At 66.6% G+C, this 14,671-nt stretch carries 16 protein-coding genes; 13 read left to right on the top strand and 3 right to left on the bottom strand.

What is annotated here, in order from left to right:
* Positions 1-99: 99 nt before the first annotated feature.
* Positions 100-522 (top strand): PaaI family thioesterase, encoded by a 423-nt coding sequence (locus tag A9975_RS01590; protein WP_183031101.1) that lies wholly within the window; start codon positions 100-102, stop codon positions 520-522.
* A 38-nt stretch (positions 523-560) separates the two neighbouring features.
* On the opposite strand, the gene A9975_RS01585 is transcribed toward A9975_RS01590, so the two are convergent.
* Positions 561-1,982: an MFS transporter gene (locus A9975_RS01585; RefSeq protein ID WP_183031100.1), complete on the bottom strand. Its 1,422-nt coding sequence runs from the start codon at positions 1,980-1,982 to the stop codon at positions 561-563.
* Positions 1,983-2,223: 241 nt separating this feature from the next.
* Between A9975_RS01585 and A9975_RS01580 the strand changes: the two genes are divergently transcribed.
* The 3 genes from A9975_RS01580 to A9975_RS01570 all read left to right on the top strand — a co-directional run bounded on the left by A9975_RS01580 (position 2,224) and on the right by A9975_RS01570 (position 4,750).
* Complete coding sequence (locus A9975_RS01580; RefSeq protein ID WP_170302016.1) at positions 2,224-2,388, top strand: hypothetical protein; 165 nt, start codon at positions 2,224-2,226, stop codon at positions 2,386-2,388.
* Between the two features lie 217 nt (positions 2,389-2,605).
* On the top strand, positions 2,606-3,265 hold the full coding sequence (locus tag A9975_RS01575) for a hypothetical protein (RefSeq protein WP_183031099.1): 660 nt from the start codon (positions 2,606-2,608) through the stop codon (positions 3,263-3,265).
* A gap of 519 nt (positions 3,266-3,784) precedes the next feature.
* Complete coding sequence (locus A9975_RS01570; protein WP_183031098.1) at positions 3,785-4,750, top strand: threo-3-hydroxy-L-aspartate ammonia-lyase; 966 nt, start codon at positions 3,785-3,787, stop codon at positions 4,748-4,750.
* Between the two features lie 236 nt (positions 4,751-4,986).
* Here A9975_RS01570 and A9975_RS01565 read toward each other — a convergent pair whose 3' ends face one another.
* Positions 4,987-5,259, bottom strand: coding sequence for a hypothetical protein (locus A9975_RS01565; protein WP_183031097.1), 273 nt, complete (start codon positions 5,257-5,259; stop codon positions 4,987-4,989).
* Positions 5,260-5,400: 141 nt separating this feature from the next.
* On the opposite strand from A9975_RS01565, the gene A9975_RS01560 reads away from it, so the two are divergent.
* The 5 genes from A9975_RS01560 (at position 5,401) to A9975_RS01540 (ending at position 10,804) form a co-directional block, all read left to right on the top strand.
* Positions 5,401-6,309 carry an alpha/beta fold hydrolase gene (locus tag A9975_RS01560; protein WP_183031096.1) on the top strand — a complete coding sequence of 303 codons (909 nt, stop codon included), beginning with the start codon at positions 5,401-5,403 and terminating at the stop codon, positions 6,307-6,309.
* Positions 6,310-6,332: 23 nt separating this feature from the next.
* Positions 6,333-7,805, top strand: coding sequence for an MFS transporter (locus A9975_RS01555; RefSeq protein WP_183031095.1), 1,473 nt, complete (start codon positions 6,333-6,335; stop codon positions 7,803-7,805).
* Between the two features lie 177 nt (positions 7,806-7,982).
* A complete protein-coding gene (locus A9975_RS01550; protein ID WP_183031094.1) occupies positions 7,983-9,059 on the top strand; it encodes a methyltransferase in 1,077 nt (358 codons plus the stop codon).
* A gap of 34 nt (positions 9,060-9,093) precedes the next feature.
* Entirely contained in the window at positions 9,094-9,561 is a 468-nt protein-coding gene (locus A9975_RS01545) for a bacterioferritin (RefSeq protein ID WP_183031093.1), read from the top strand.
* Between the two features lie 124 nt (positions 9,562-9,685).
* A complete protein-coding gene (locus A9975_RS01540) occupies positions 9,686-10,804 on the top strand; it encodes an NAD(P)-dependent oxidoreductase (RefSeq protein WP_255503005.1) in 1,119 nt (372 codons plus the stop codon).
* Between the two features lie 7 nt (positions 10,805-10,811).
* Here the strand turns inward: A9975_RS01540 and A9975_RS01535 are convergent, their stop codons facing one another.
* Positions 10,812-11,531 (bottom strand): Crp/Fnr family transcriptional regulator, encoded by a 720-nt coding sequence (locus A9975_RS01535; protein ID WP_183031091.1) that lies wholly within the window; start codon positions 11,529-11,531, stop codon positions 10,812-10,814.
* Positions 11,532-11,865: 334 nt separating this feature from the next.
* Here A9975_RS01535 and A9975_RS01530 point away from each other — a divergent pair, with 334 nt between their 5' ends.
* From A9975_RS01530 to A9975_RS01515, 4 genes are all read left to right on the top strand, one after another.
* Positions 11,866-12,141, top strand: coding sequence for a hypothetical protein (locus tag A9975_RS01530; protein WP_183031090.1), 276 nt, complete (start codon positions 11,866-11,868; stop codon positions 12,139-12,141).
* Positions 12,142-12,399: 258 nt separating this feature from the next.
* Positions 12,400-12,918: a hypothetical protein gene (locus tag A9975_RS01525; protein ID WP_183031089.1), complete on the top strand. Its 519-nt coding sequence runs from the start codon at positions 12,400-12,402 to the stop codon at positions 12,916-12,918.
* A gap of 53 nt (positions 12,919-12,971) precedes the next feature.
* On the top strand, positions 12,972-13,196 hold the full coding sequence (locus A9975_RS01520; RefSeq protein WP_183031088.1) for a hypothetical protein: 225 nt from the start codon (positions 12,972-12,974) through the stop codon (positions 13,194-13,196).
* Between the two features lie 108 nt (positions 13,197-13,304).
* Positions 13,305-14,669, top strand: a complete 1,365-nt coding sequence (locus A9975_RS01515; RefSeq protein ID WP_183031087.1) for a TAXI family TRAP transporter solute-binding subunit — start codon at positions 13,305-13,307, stop codon at positions 14,667-14,669.
* Positions 14,670-14,671 lie beyond the last annotated feature (2 nt).

The following is a 14,671-nucleotide window of genomic DNA, read 5'->3' as shown; positions in this document are numbered from 1 at the left end:
GTCGGAGAGCGTGACAACGACGCCGTCCGGATTGCCGCAGGCATGCTAGCGGCTATCATGACGGCCATTCCAACTCACTGGCACAGTCCTTCGCTCGCCATGCCTGACAACACCCCCGCAAGCCAGCCATACGCACTGGAGAATCCGTTTCTCGAATCGCTGAATCTCACCATCGTGGAGTGGCAGCCGGACCTGGTGCGCATGTCGCTGATGCCGCAGGCTGCGCACCTCAACAACACGGGCGTCGTGCAAGGCGGCATCCTGGCCACGCTGCTGGACGCGGCGGGCGGCTACGCCGGCCTGTTTCCCGAGAATGGCGTGCGCCGCGCCGCCACCACCATCTCGCTGAACGTCAACTATGTCTCGTCCGCGCAAGTGGAGCCGCTGCTGGTGGTTGGCCGGCGCGTGGGCGGTGGCCGCCGGGTATTTTTCTCCAACGCCGAGGTCACCGACAGCCAAGGCCGTCTGATCGCCACCGCGCAGGCCGCCTTCCGCAGGAAGGATCCGGTCCGGGCAGACTAGACCGGTGCCCGTGTTGCCGGCGCGCCATGCAAGGCGGGCTAATCGCGCGACGACAGCGGCGGCGCGATCTCTTCCAGCGGGCGCTTTTCCGCATTGACCGCATAGCGCAAGGCAAACAAGCCCGCGACGATCACCAGCGCCGCGCCTATGCCATAGCCAACGGCCACCGCGGCGCGGCTGCCGCTCTCGATCAGCGCGCCGAACAGCAACGGCCCGATAAAGCCCCCGGTGCCCGTCCCCACAGCGTAGAACACGGAGATGGCGAGGGCGCGCGTCTCGATGGGAAAGACCTCGCTCACCGTCAGGTAAGCGGAACTAGCCGCCGCGGAGGCCAGGAAAAACACCGCCGACCAGCACAGCGCCTGGCTGCGCGCGTCAAGCCAGCCCTGCTCGAAGGCCCACCCGGTCATGGCCAGTCCCACGCCGGAGAGCACATAGGTAAGCCCGATCATGCGGCGCCGCCCGATGTGGTCGAACAGTGGCCCCAGCAGCAGCGGCCCCAGCACATTGCCCAGCGCAAAGGGAAAGATATACAGCCCCACGCGGTTATCGGGCACGCCGTGAAAGCGCGTGAGCACCAGCGCATAGGTAAAGAAGATCGCGTTATAGAAGAACGCTTGCGAGACCATCAGCGCCAGGGCTACCGCGCTGCGCAGCCGGTAGCGCTTGAACAGCACATGCGCGACCTCGCCAAGCGAGGGCGCCGGGCGCCTGGAAAGCAGGATCGTGCCCGTGGCCGGCGGCAACGCGCCGTACTGGGCCACCACCTGCGCCTCGATGGCGGCGACGATGCGTCCGGCTTGCTCGCCTCGCCCATGCGTGAGCAGCCAGCGCGGGCTCTCCGGCACGTCCCGGCGCACCAGCAGGATGGCCAGCGCCAGCACAGCGCCGAGCAGGAACGCCACGCGCCAGCCCAGGGCCGGGCCCAGCACGCGCGGATCCAGCAGCACCAGGCTCAGGCCCGCGCCAAGCGCGGCACCGAACCAGAAGCTGCCGTTGATGGCCAGGCTGACGCGTCCGCGCACGCGCGCCGGGATCAGTTCATCGATGGCCGAGTTGATCGCCGCGTACTCGCCCCCGATGCCAAGGCCTGTCAGGAAGCGGCACACCGCGAAGAAGACAAAACCCGTGGAAAAAGCGGTGGCCAATGTCGCCGCCATGTACACCGCCAGCGTCACCAGGAACAAGGCCTTGCGGCCAAGGCGGTCCGCAAGGCGGCCAAACACCAGCGCGCCCACGACCGCGCCAGCGATGTACAACGACCCTAGCCACCCTACCTGCGCCGCATTGAGGCCCAGGCCGTCCGGGCGCTCGAGCACGCCGCCCAGCGATCCCACCAGCGTCACCTCGAGCCCGTCGAGCACCCACGCCACCCCCAGCGCAATCACCACCCGCCAGTGCCAGCGCGACCACGGCAGGCGGTCCAGGCGGCCAGGGATATCGCTCTGAATGAGTGGCATGGCGGGTTCCGTTCCGGTGCGGCGATTGGCAAGCATGCGCTGCGGTCCGCGCCCGAGAGGCGCTTGCGGCATCGGCTCAGCCGTTCACGATGTTTCCGTCTGTTTGCGTCATGGATCTGCACGACCTGGCCGGCGATGCAGCTAGCCGCGCCGCAGGCCAGGAACACGTAGCCGCCAGCGCCCGGCACGCCAGGCGCACGACGCCTACAATGAATCATGGCCACCATAAAAGGGAACCGCCATGATCGTCTATATGCTCTTCCTCGGGGCAGTCGTCCTGCTCTATGCCTTCGTCATTCGCGCAGGCTTTTTCCACAAGTCGGTGCTCTATCCGGAACATGCCCATCCGTTCCATTACTGGTGGGACCGGATCGTCCATCACCAGAAGAAAGAGAAAGCCAGCTAAGGCGCTTGGCGCTTGGACCCCGCAAGGCCTGACCTGGCCGCCCAGCCCGCCGATTGGCGGGCTGTTTCATGCCGGTGACTGGCACCGGGCGCCGGGCGCGATCACCGGAACGGAAGACGGAAAGCGAGCACCCCGACAAAGAGGCCCTTGCTGCTCATGGCCGCCTGCCCGGGTGCTAAACTGGCCGCCCTTCTTATCCGGCCGTTCCTCCCAATCCATGCGCATTTCCCGCCTCGCTACCCGAGCTGCATTCCTCTCCTTCTGCCTGGCATCCGCCAGCACCGGCGTCCTCGCCGCCGCGGCCCCGCCCGCGCCAACGCCCGACCAGGTCACCGCCGCCATCCAGCAATCGGAAGCCGAGCGCCTGAAGCAACTGGAACAGACTGACCCGGCCGCGGCCGAGCGTGCGCGCTCGCCGTTAGTGGCGGGGATCATGGCTTCCATCAAGGCGCATACGGTCAAGGGTTGCCTGCCCGCCAGCGGCGGCGAGATCGTCTGCATCGTTGGGGTCAAGGCTGGCCGCCGCGACGGCTACCGCGCACTGGCCTTCGGCGGCGATCCGGAGCCGTGGGTGCTGGTGCGGCGTGAAGAACCCGCCATCAGTGGCCCGGACGCCGCGCAAGCCACCGCCTCGATGCGCGAATTTGCCCGTGGGCAATTGAAGACCCAGACGGATGCGGAGGCCGTCGCGGAACTGACCGCAATGGCCACATCGCTGACGGTCAAGCAACTCAGCGAGTGCAGTCTGAGCCATGAGAGCGGCAACGTGCGCTGCTCCGCCGTGATCTCCACCGGCGGCAAGCCCGACCAGCGCGTCACCGGCTTTGCCTTTGCGCTCGAAGCCGGCGGCTGGCGATTTGTGCCGCGCGAGCAGTAAGCAGGCCGCCGGGGCCATCCCGGGCCACTGGCCCGCAGGGAGCGGAGATCACATCTCCTAGCTTCGAATGTTGATCCAAGTCAAGTGAGTAATGAAGCACAATCCCCACGCTATTGGGGCAGATGCCCGGCGCCCACGGTGAGACACTGCGTGCGGGCGAGAAAAGCGTCTCGCCCAATGTCACTTCTTCATGCCCTCCGTTTACCCGGTGGGCATTTTTTTTGCCTTGCTGTCCTTTGGCCACGAATTTACAAATTATCCAGATATAGATAATATGTACAGATTGATCGCGCCTCTGAGTATCTGCAAGCAGCAAGAGCTGCTCGAGCAGGAACAGGAAAGGGAAAGCGGCCCACGGTTTGATTGAGACTTTCGCACCAGTTGACCAGTTGCAATCCGACGACATGGCGCCGCAGGCCATGAAAATGGCACGCCTGCCCGGCGGCGCGCTATCGATGCTCAGGGGGGGTCCAGAATCCATCGGCCCTGACAACGCCTTCAATCCAACAAGACTTAACGATGATGCTGAATCTTCCAACCTTCGATGACGTGTCAGCGGCCGCGCGCCGGATTGAAGGCTTTGCCCACCGGACTCCCGTGATGCGCTCGCAGACCGCCGACAAGGAACTGGGCGCCGCTTTATTCTTCAAGTGCGAGAACCTGCAGCGCACTGGCGCCTTCAAGTTTCGTGGTGCATTCAATGCGCTGGCGCGCTTCGATGCCGCGCAGCGCCGCCGGGGCGCTCTCGCCTTCTCCGGCGGCAACCACGCGCAGGGCATCGCACTGTCGGCGGCATTGCTGGGGATACCGTCGACGATCCTCATGCCGCACGATGCGCCAGCTGCCAAGGTGGCGGCGACCAAGGGCTACGGGGGCAAGGTGGTGCTCTATGATCGGTACACCGACGACCGCGAGGCAATCTGCCACAAGCTGGCGGAGGAACAGGGCCTGACGCTGATCGGGTCCTATGACCAGCCGGACGTGATCGCCGGCCAGGGAACCGCCGCCAAGGAATTGCTCGAGGAAACGGGCGAGCTCGATGCCCTGTTCGTCTGCCTGGGCGGCGGCGGCCTGCTCGCCGGCTCGGCACTGTCCGCGCGCGCACTGGCGCCGCGGTGCAAGATCTACGGCGTAGAGCCCGCCACCGGCAACGATGGCCAGCAATCGTTGCGCTCCGGCGCGATCGTGCATATCGATACGCCGAAGACCATCGCCGACGGCGCGCAGGCACAGCACCTGGGCCGTCACACGTTCGAGATCATTCGCCGTGATGTCGACGATATCCTTACCGCCAGTGACGAGGAGCTGGTCGATGGCATGCGCTTCTTTGCGTCACGCATGAAGCTGGTCGTGGAGCCAACCGGCTGCCTGGGACTCGCCGCCGCACGCGGCATGAAGGCCGAACTGATGGGCAAGCGCGTGGGCGTCATCGTTAGCGGCGGGAACGTGGACATTGACCGTTTCGCGGCGCTTCTTGCCGGCTGAGTTGCGTGATTCGCGCGTGTACACCCGAAACACCGGGCACCGCGCGAAACGTCCTCGCCGCAATGGCCTATGGCGCTCATCCGCATCATCCCGATGGTGGATCGCGGGGCGTCGGCACAGGCGCTTTTCCGCCGTCAATAGTCCTTCACGATTACCCCAACAAGGGGGGATCGTCCCCACGCAAGATGGGTGCACAATCCGGCCTGAAACAGCAACCGCAGGCCTCGAATCCCATGCTAAATGACGCGAAACCACAGATCGATCCGGTCCGCCGCAGCGAAGCCGTGAAGGAGTTGGGCGCCGACGCGCTCACGGATACGGGGATGCCTGGCGCTCTGGCCACGGTGCAGCAGATCGCGGAACGCCGGACGCGGGCCCTTGCGGATTTGCTTGAGGAAGCGATTCGGAGCGGGTCGCCGCGGGCGCTGCGAAGCCATCGCCGGCGGTAACTTCCACCCTTTCGCCCTTTCGCCAGCGTCCAGAACCGGCGCGACCGGCACGCCGGTCATAGCCGGCGCCGTGATCCTCCTGGCCCCTGCCGCGGTCGTCATGGGCACCTTGATTACCTGTCGCGTAATTGGCGCGCAGCCCCCCAGCTCCCACACTGAGCTTGCCTGGACTCGCCAGGTAACCGCCACCGGAGCTGCCTCATGCCTGCCGCCGCCAGTACCCATTCCGCCCCGTCCCTGCGCCATCCCGGCGCATCAAACCCCGCTCGGCTCCATTCCACACGGCCCGGCCATGTGCTGACCCGTGACGGCGTGTCGCTGTTCGTGCGCGACTGGCACCACGGCAATCGAGCGGCGGACGTGGTGCTGTTCGCGGCCAGTTGGGCGCTGCCGTCGGACGCCTGGAGCGGGCAGATGCAGGCGCTGCATGCCGCAGGCATGCGCTGCATCGCCTACGACCGCCGGGGGCATGGCCGCTCCAGCGATCCGGGGCACGGCTACGACTTCGATACGCTGGCCGACGATCTCGCGGACGTCATCGACGCGCTCGGCCTGCGGCGCGTGACGCTGGTCGGCCATTCGATGGCGGCGGGAGAGATCGTGCGCTACCTGTCGCGCCACGGCGCGGGCCGCGTCGCCGGCATCGTGCTGGTGGGCTGCACCACGCCGTGCGTCCCGCGCAGCGAGGACAACCCCGACGGCATCGATCCCGCGCTGCTGGCACAAGCGGCGGCCGAGCTGGCGGACGACTTCCCGCTCTGGGTGGAGAACAATCTCGCGCCGTTCGGCGGCGGCCTGTGCTCGGCGCCGCGGCTTGCGTGGGTGCGCGCCATGGCGCTGCAGACTTCGCTGCAGGCGTTGCTGGCCTGCAACCACGCCAGCACCCATGCGGATTTCCGCGCGGAACTGCCGGCCATCAAGGTGCCCGCCCTGCTGGTCCACGGCGACAACGACGCCTCCTGCCCGCTTGCGCTGACCGCCGAGCGCACGGCGGCGCTGCTGCCCGACGCCCGCCTCGCCGTCTACGCTGGCGCGCCGCACGGCCTGCCGTTCACGCATGCGCAACGGCTTGGCGCGGACATCCTGGCGTTCGTGCGCGAACTCGGCTAAGCCCCCTGCCAAGGACGCCAGCCATGACCTCCTCCAGCCTGAACCGCGCCGAGAGCGCGCCGGTCCCGCACCACGCCGCCGCATCGTCGCCGACCGCCATCGACCGCCTGGCCCTGCTCGTGATGCTGAGCGGCACCTTCATGGTGGTGATGGATTTCTTTATCGTGAATGTGGCGCTGCCGGCCATCCAGCGCGAGTTGCACGCCAGCGCCGGCGCGCTGCAGTTCGTGGTGGCGGGCTATGGCCTGGCCAATGCCACCGGGTTGATCACCGGCGGGCGGCTGGGCGACATGCTCGGGCGGCGCCGCATGTTCATGCTGGGCCTGTTGCTGTTCGCGCTCGCCTCCGCCGCTTGCGGGCTTGCCCCGTGCGCGCCCGCACTGGTCGCGGCACGCGTGGCGCAGGGCCTGGCGGGCGCGCTGCTCCAGCCGCAGGTGCTGGCCATGCTCTCGCTCACCTACACCGGCCCCGCGCGGGCGCGGGCCTTCGCCGCGTACGGTCTCACGCTAGGCCTGGCGGCGCTGCTCGGCCAACTGGCGGGCGGCGCGTTGATCCGGGCCGACCTGGGCGGGCTGGGCTGGCGCACTTGCTTCCTGATCAACGTGCCCGTGGCAATCATTGCGCTGCTGCTGGCGCCACGCGTGTTGCGCGCATCGCCACCCACCAGCGGCAGCAAGCCGGACGTGCCTGGCATGGCGCTGTTGGCGGCGGCACTGGGTGCGCTGGTGTGGCCACTGGTGGAAGGCAGGCAGCAAGGCTGGCCGCCCGCCGCCCTGCTTACGCTGGCCATGGCGCCCGTGTTGCTCGCCGTGTTCGCCTGGCATCAGCGCTGGCTGCATGCGCACGGCGGGCAGCCGCTGGTGAGCCCGGCGCTGTTCGCAGCGCCGGGCTTTGCGCGCGGGCTGGCCGTGACGGTCGCCTTCTATGCCGGCAATGCCTCGTTCTACTTCGTGCTGGCGCTCTACCTGCAAGACGGCCTTGGCCTGAGCCCGCCGCAAGGCGGCGGCGCGTTCACGATGCTGGCGCTGGGCTTCTTCGCCACCTCGCTGGCCGCGCCGCGCCTTGCCGCCCGCCTGGGACGCTCGTCCCTCGCCTATGGCGCGATGCTGCTGGCGGCAGGACACTGGCTGCAACTGGCGAACACGCTGATGCCATGGCAGGCGCAAGGCACCGGCTCGCTGGCAGTGATGCTGACCCTGCTGTTGGTAGAGGGCGCGGGCATCGGCATGGTGATGGCGCCGCTGGCCTGCGCCGTGCTGGCGGGGACGGTCCAGCACCATGCCGGCGTGGCCGCCGGTGTGCTGGCCACGGTGCAGCAGGTGGGCAATTCGGTTGGCGTGGCGCTGGTCGGGAACCTGTTCTATGCGCGGCTGGAAGGCGCCGGCACGGCGCATGGCTACGGCAGCGCCTTTGCCTGGTGCCTGGGATGCCTGCTCGGCCTTGCGCTGCTTGTCACCCATCTTTGTCGCGGGCGGCGGCTGGCCGCGGCCCTGTAGACCCCACAGGCGAAAGGGCATTCGGTGGTGTCCCCCGGCAGGATGGGGGCGCCTGGGCTGCCGCGCCAGAATCGGCTGGATTTCGCCTCTTCCGGCATCTAGAGTTACCAGCATCCTTCCCTACGCCCCGGCGCCCGGGTATCCAGGTATGCGCCGGCGGCGGCGACGAGGTGACTTATGCAGAACGGAAAAGACGTCGCCCGCGGCCCCACGCCCGCCAGCCCTTGGCAGGTGCCGGACCTGACACCGGAGCGGGTGTTGCAGCTCGGCATGGGCTTCTGGGCCTCCAAGGCCCTGCTCAGCGCGGTGGAGCTTGGCGTGTTCACGCAACTGGCGAAAGCGCCGCAGCCGGCCGGCCCCCTGGCCGCCGCCCTTGGCCTGCATCCACGCGGCGCGGTGGATTTCCTCGACGCGCTGGTGGCCCTGCACCTGCTCGAGCGCGAAGACGCCGAGGCGCCCAGCCGGTACAGCAACACGCCCGACACGGACCTCTTCCTGGACAAGGCCAAGCCCAGCTACGTAGGCGGCCTGCTGGAGATGGCCAATGCGCGGCTGTACCCCAGTTGGGCGTCGCTGACCGATTCGCTGCGCTCCGGCCTGCCGCAGACCCAGGCCGACGAGCATGGCGACCTCTTCGCCGCCATCTATCGGGACGAACAAGGCCTGCGCGGCTTCCTGCAAGCCATGACCGGCGTCAGCCTGGCTGCCGCCCAGGCGATGGCGCGCAAATTCCCTTGGGCGCAGTGCCAGACCTTTATCGATATCGGCACGGCGCAAGGGGCCCTGCCGGTACAGATCGCGCTGGCCCACCCGCACCTGCGCGGCGGCGGCTTCGATTTGCCCACGGTTGGCCCGGTCTTCGAGGAATATGTCGCCTCGCATGGCCTGCAGGATCGGCTGCGCTTTTATCCTGGCGATTTCTTCAACGACCCCTGCCCGCAGGCAGACGTGCTTGTCATGGGGCATATCCTGCACGACTGGGATCTCGAGCAGAAGCTATACCTGCTGGAAAAATGCCACGCCGCGCTGCCGTCCGGCGGCCGCCTGATCGTCTATGACGCAATGATCGACGATGCGCGCAAACAGAACGTGTTTGGCTTGCTGATGAGCCTGAACATGCTGATCGAAACCCCGGGCGGCTTCGATTACACCGGGGCGCAGTGCTGCGCCTGGGCCAGGCAAGTGGGCTTTGCACAAGCGCGGGTGGAACCGCTCACCGGGCCTGACTCCATGATGATTGCGACCCGCCAATGACGTAGCAACGCCAACCCGCCGGAGGGAACATGCCATGGCTGAGATGGAAACAGAAGAAGTGGTCAGCGTGCTGAACCGGATCCTCGAAGCCGAGCTTGCGGGGGTGGTCCGCTATACCCATTACTCGCTGCTTGTGTTTGGCTTCGGCCGCATCCCGATCGTTTCCTGGCTGCGCGAGCAGGCGAACGAATCGCTGCTGCATGCCCAGCAGGCGGGGGAATGGATCACCACGCTGGGCGCGTATCCGTCGCTGGCCATCGGCAAGCTGCTCGACAGCCACACCTTCGATACCGCCGCCATGCTGCGTGAGTCGCTGGACGCGGAAAACGCTGCCCTCAAGCTGTATCGCGAGCTGCTGACGCTGGTGGAGGATCGCTCCGTGGCACTGGAGGAATTCGCGCGCCAGATGATCCAGATCGAGGAACTGCATGCCGGCGAGGTCGACAAGATGCTGCGCAAGCCAGGGCAGGCCGCAGCCTTCACGCCGCCGCCAAAAGCCTGACGCGCCAGCCGCGCGGCCGCCGGACCGCGTATCCCCCTCGCCGTCGCCATGGCAAACAACTCGCCGTTCGGCCTGGCCGCGTACTGCCATACTGGCAGCCACGCCCGCTCCTGGTGCGTGACCGATGCGCTGGATTGCGCCATCATCGCCTGAATGCAGGCATCATCTCCACCGAGGTGGCGCCGCTTGGCCGCGAGAAGAAGCCCGGCGTTGGCTCCGAGAGCCCAAAATACGGGATCGAGGATTACCTGGAAATCAATTAAACCGGAGCCGGCAGCGCCTGGCGGCAAGCGCGGCCAGGCGCTGCCGGACTCGGATATTCGCACCTGGCAGAAAACACAAGAACGGAGACAACATGAAGAGAATCGGCATGATCGGCATCGGCATGATGGGCCATGGCATCGCCACCAACATCGCCAAGCACGGCCACCCGCTGGTGCTGCTCGACCATCCCGGCAACCAGCCGGTGGACAAGCTGCTGGCGGCTGGCGCCACCACGGCCGCCACCCCGGCCGAGCTTGCGCGCGCGGTCGATATCGTGATCCTGTGCGTCACGGGCACTCCGGAGGTCGAGGACGTGCTGTTCCGCCCGGACGGCGTGCTCGCCGGCCTGCGCCAGGGCGCCGTGGTGATCGACTGCTCCACCGCCATTCCCTCGTCCACGGAGCGCATTGCCGCAGCAGTGGCCAAGGCCGGCGCACGCTTCCTTGACGCGCCCATGACGCGCACGCCCAAGGAAGCCGAGGAAGGCCGCCTCAACCTGATCGTCGGCGGCGATCGCGCCTTGTTCGAGCAATGCCGGCCATTGCTGTCCTGCTTCGCGGAAAACATCGTGCACGCCGGGCCAGCCGGCTCGGGCCACCGGCTCAAGCTGCTGCACAACTTTGTCTCGCTGGGCTTCTCCGCAGTGCTGGCCGAGGCCGCCGCCTGCGCCGAGCGCGCCGACGTAGACCCGGGCGTGCTGGTGGAAGTGCTGGCCAAGGGCGGCGCAGACGGCGTGATCCTCAACCGCATGCGCCCTTACATCGAGTCGCAGGACAAGTCCGGGTTCCGCTTCTCGATTGCCAACGCCCTCAAGGACATGGGCTACTACACCACGATGGCGCAGGAGCTGGGCGCCGCGCGGGCCACGGCGGAGGCAGTGCGGGATACCTACGAGCGCGCCACCCACACCGCGCGGCCGCAGCCGACGGTGCCGGAGCTGATTTCGATCCTGGCGGACGAGGCAGGCAAGGCGGCCTGATCCTCGCTCAGATCGCCCGCAGGTCGGGCAACAGGCGATCGCACTCGCGCTTGACCACGGCATAGCACTCGCACACGCGCTGCTCCAGCCCTGGCCGGTCGAGCACGTCGATATGCCCGTGGTGATAGCGAATCAGGCCGGCGTTCTGCAATTTCAGCGCGGCCTCCGTCACGCCTGAACGCCGCACGCCAAGCATGTTGGCGATCAGCTCCTGCGTCATCTTCAATTTGTTGGTTGGCAAGCGGTCCATGCTGAGCAGCAGCCAGCGGCACAGCTGCTGCTCGATGGAGTGATGCCGGTTGCACACGGCCGTCTGCGCCATTTGCGTGATCAGCGCTTGCGTATAGCGCAGCAGCAGCCGCTGCATGGGGCCGGCGCGATTGAATTCCGCCTTCACCGTGGCGCTGTCAAGCCGATAGGCCGTGCCGGCGCTCTGGACGATGGCACGGCTTGGCGTGGTCTCGCCCCCCATGAACAGCGCGATCCCGACCATGCCCTCGTTGCCAACGATGGCGATCTCGGCCGATGCGCCGTTTTCCATCACGTAGAGCAAAGATATGATCGACGTGGTCGGAAAATACACATGATTGAGCCGGTCCCCAGACTCATAGATCACCTGCCCCAGCGGCAAATCCACCAGCACCAGCTGCGGCGCCAGGCGCGCCCATTCTTCTTCCGGCAACACCGCCAACAGATGATTGGCTCTGGCGTCTTCCTTTGTCTGCATGGGTGTGCCTCGTAGGTTCAGGACCTGCCTCTTGCCGGCATCTGCCATGGCAAATCAGGGTCAGGACCGCCATCTGAGCCACAGTGTAAGCCAGCCGCATGACGCGCTTGTCGAAGCCGCCAGACACTGCGCCATAAAAAGAGAACGCCACTTGCACGCTAGCGTACCGACTTGCCATAGGCCCCCGCCTAAGATGCCCCCAGATGTCGATCGGCCGGATGCCATAGGGCTGCAGGGCCGCATCACAGCCAAGGCATGCCTCTCCCTCCCCTTGGGGCATGTGGTAGTTAGTGGCGCTCGAGCCACTTGGCAGGGGAAACGTTCTGGAGGGCACATGCAAGCCCAAGCAAATGGTCACAGTGTGATCGTCTATCCCGACATGGTCGGTGGATGGTACTTCGCGGAGATCGACAGGAAAGCCGTCTACCGCTTTGGGCCATTCGAATCGCACAAGCTCGTCAGGGAGTTGGTGGGGGTGTTGTTCCCGGAGATTCCTGTGCTTGAGTTGGTCGAACCGTCGCCGGAAATGGACGACAGCGCGCTGATGATCCTGGGCAATGGGGAACGGGTATCCCAAGTCACAGAAGAGCAGGGAACTGCCAGGCAGTAGACGCGGCTGCGACCGGGCAGGGGTCGTGCAGCCGACCAGCGATGGCGGCAAACGCAAGCCAACGCTGAACGTCATTCCTTTCATGCCCTCGGCCTTCGGGCCGAGGGCTTTTTTTTGCAGGGTGAGCCGCGTCGGATTCCGTGTCCGCCATCGTACCGACTTCGCAGCCGATCCATGTCAGTCTCAGCCTGTCGCGGCGCCACGTTGCGGGCCTTCGCCATGTAGCGCGCGCCATGCGATAGATCTCGAGGTGACATCATGCGCAGCGTCCTGTATTTCCGGCTTAGCGGCATCGCTGCCGCGAGAAGCATGCAATCTTCGTTGCAGGCGCTGCCTGTTGCCCCTGTCCATATCGGGGGGCCCTGGTTCATCCAGCGCGACGACCAGCCCATGGAAGGGTTGCCCCGGGCCGCATCCAGGCAAACCACGTATCGCCAGGAATGGGCGATAGCGGGCACGGTGATCGGCGCCATATTGGCCGTTGCCGCGACGCTGCATCTCGGCACTTCGGCGGGCACCTTTGCCAGCGTCCTGGCCTGCGTGGCGAGCGGGGCGCTCGGCGGCTTGTGCGGCGCCTGGCTCGCGGGCCAGCTTGGCGCACGCATCCTGCGCGGCAAGGTTGCCCGGGAACGCGCGCAGCTCGCGCAAGGCGAGATGCTGCTGGTCGCAAGCTGCGCCGGGGACGCAAAGGATTCCGTCAAACGCATGATCCATGAACTGGGCGGCGTGAGCGTTGAGGAACACAGTGACGTCATGCCAGGTTTCCGGTGGGCATGAAGCATTGCGGAAGACCGCTGCAGCGCGCGGCGTAGTAGTGATAGGAGCATGTCATGCGAACTCGTCTTATGATTTGCGCTGCTGCGCTCGCACTCGCCCAAACGGGGTGCCTGTGGGTACCCGGTGGCGAAGGCCGCACCGGTGGCTATGGCGGCTATCGCGGTGAAGACAGGCATGACGGCCATCCGGGCAACGAGTGGAACAACGATCATCGCTCCGCAGACCACGGACAGGCGTATAGCACCCAGCGCAACGGCGATAACCGGGAGCACGACTAGCGCCAGGAAGCCGTTGGACGCAATGACGTAGCCGGATAGCACGCGCGCAAAAATGCGGCACACCGCGGGTGCTATCATCCAACGGCCCTACCCTCCCCAATCGCGCCGATGCCGCCAGACCCCGCGCCAGGCAAGTCCACTGCCGCCAACGCGCTACCTGATATCCGCCGCCTGCGCGCCCGCTTTGTCGCCATTTCCTGGCGCGACCTGGCCGTGTCCTTCGGCCCCGTGCTGGCCCTTGCCCTGGCCGCCATCTGGCTCGCCGTATGGCTGGTGCAGCCGGCGCCGCCGAGCACCATCTCCATCAGCGCGGGCCCCAAGGGCAGTTCCTTCTACAACGCCGCCGGGAAGTACGCAAAGATCCTCGCACGCAATGGCATCACACTGAATGTGCTGGCCTCCGAAGGCTCCCGCCAGAACGTGGAGCGGCTGGCCGATCGCAAGCAGGACGTTGACCTGGCGCTGGTCCAGGGCGGCGTCTCCGGCGATGTGGACACCGAGGGGCTGGTCTCGCTGGGCAGCGTGTTCTACGCGCCCATCACGGTGCTGTACCGCGGCAAGGAACAACACAAGTTGTCCGACTTCCGCAAGTCGCGCATCGCCATCGGGCGCGAAGGCAGCGGTGCCCGCGCGCTGGCGCTGACGCTGCTCAAGGCGAACGGCATCGAGCCGGGCGGCAGCGCCGAGCTCATCGCGTTCGATGGCGACGACGCCGCCCAGGCGCTGGTCGACGGCAAGATCGATGTGGCCATGCTGACCGGTGACTCCGCCACCGGCCCGACCATGCGCAAGCTGTTTCGCATGCCGGGCATCCGCCTGCTGGATTTCGCCCAGGCCAGTGCTTACACGCGGCGCTTTCTCTATTTGCAGGAGCTGGTGTTGCCCGCCGGTGTATTCGACCTGGGCAAGAATCTCCCGGCACATCCGATCCGCCTGATCGGCCCGACGGTGGAGCTGGTGGCGCGCGACTCGCTGCATCCCGCGCTGTCCGACCTGCTGATCGAGGCCGCGCGCGAGGTCCACGGCAAGGCCGGGCTGCTGCAGAGCGCCGGGCAGTTTCCCTCGGCCACCGCGCATGAGTTCCCGCTGAGCGACGACGCCACGCGCTATTACGCCTCGGGCAAGGGCTTCCTGTACCGCCACCTGCCCTTCTGGCTGGCGAGCCTGCTCTCCCGTGCACTGGTGCTTGTGCCGGTGATCGTGATCCTGATCCCGGCGTTCCGGCTGGTGCCTTCGCTCTACAGGTGGCGGGTCAAGTCCCGCATCTATCGCTGGTACGGCATCCTGATCGAAATCGAGCGCGTGGCGCTGGTGAACCCCTCCGAGGAAGAAAAAGCCGCCCTGGCCCAGCGCCTTGACCACATCGAAGACGCGGTCAACAAGATGAAGATGCCGCTCGCCTATGCCGACCAGTTCTATGTGCTGCGCGAGCATATCGTCTTTGTGCGGCGCAGGCTGACGGGCGCGCTCTGAAC

The organism is Cupriavidus sp. UME77 (assembly GCF_014170355.1).
Taxonomy (GTDB): Bacteria; Pseudomonadota; Gammaproteobacteria; order Burkholderiales; family Burkholderiaceae; genus Cupriavidus; species Cupriavidus basilensis.
Note: the sequence above shows the minus strand (reverse complement) of the source record. Positions and strands in the feature narration are given on the sequence as shown.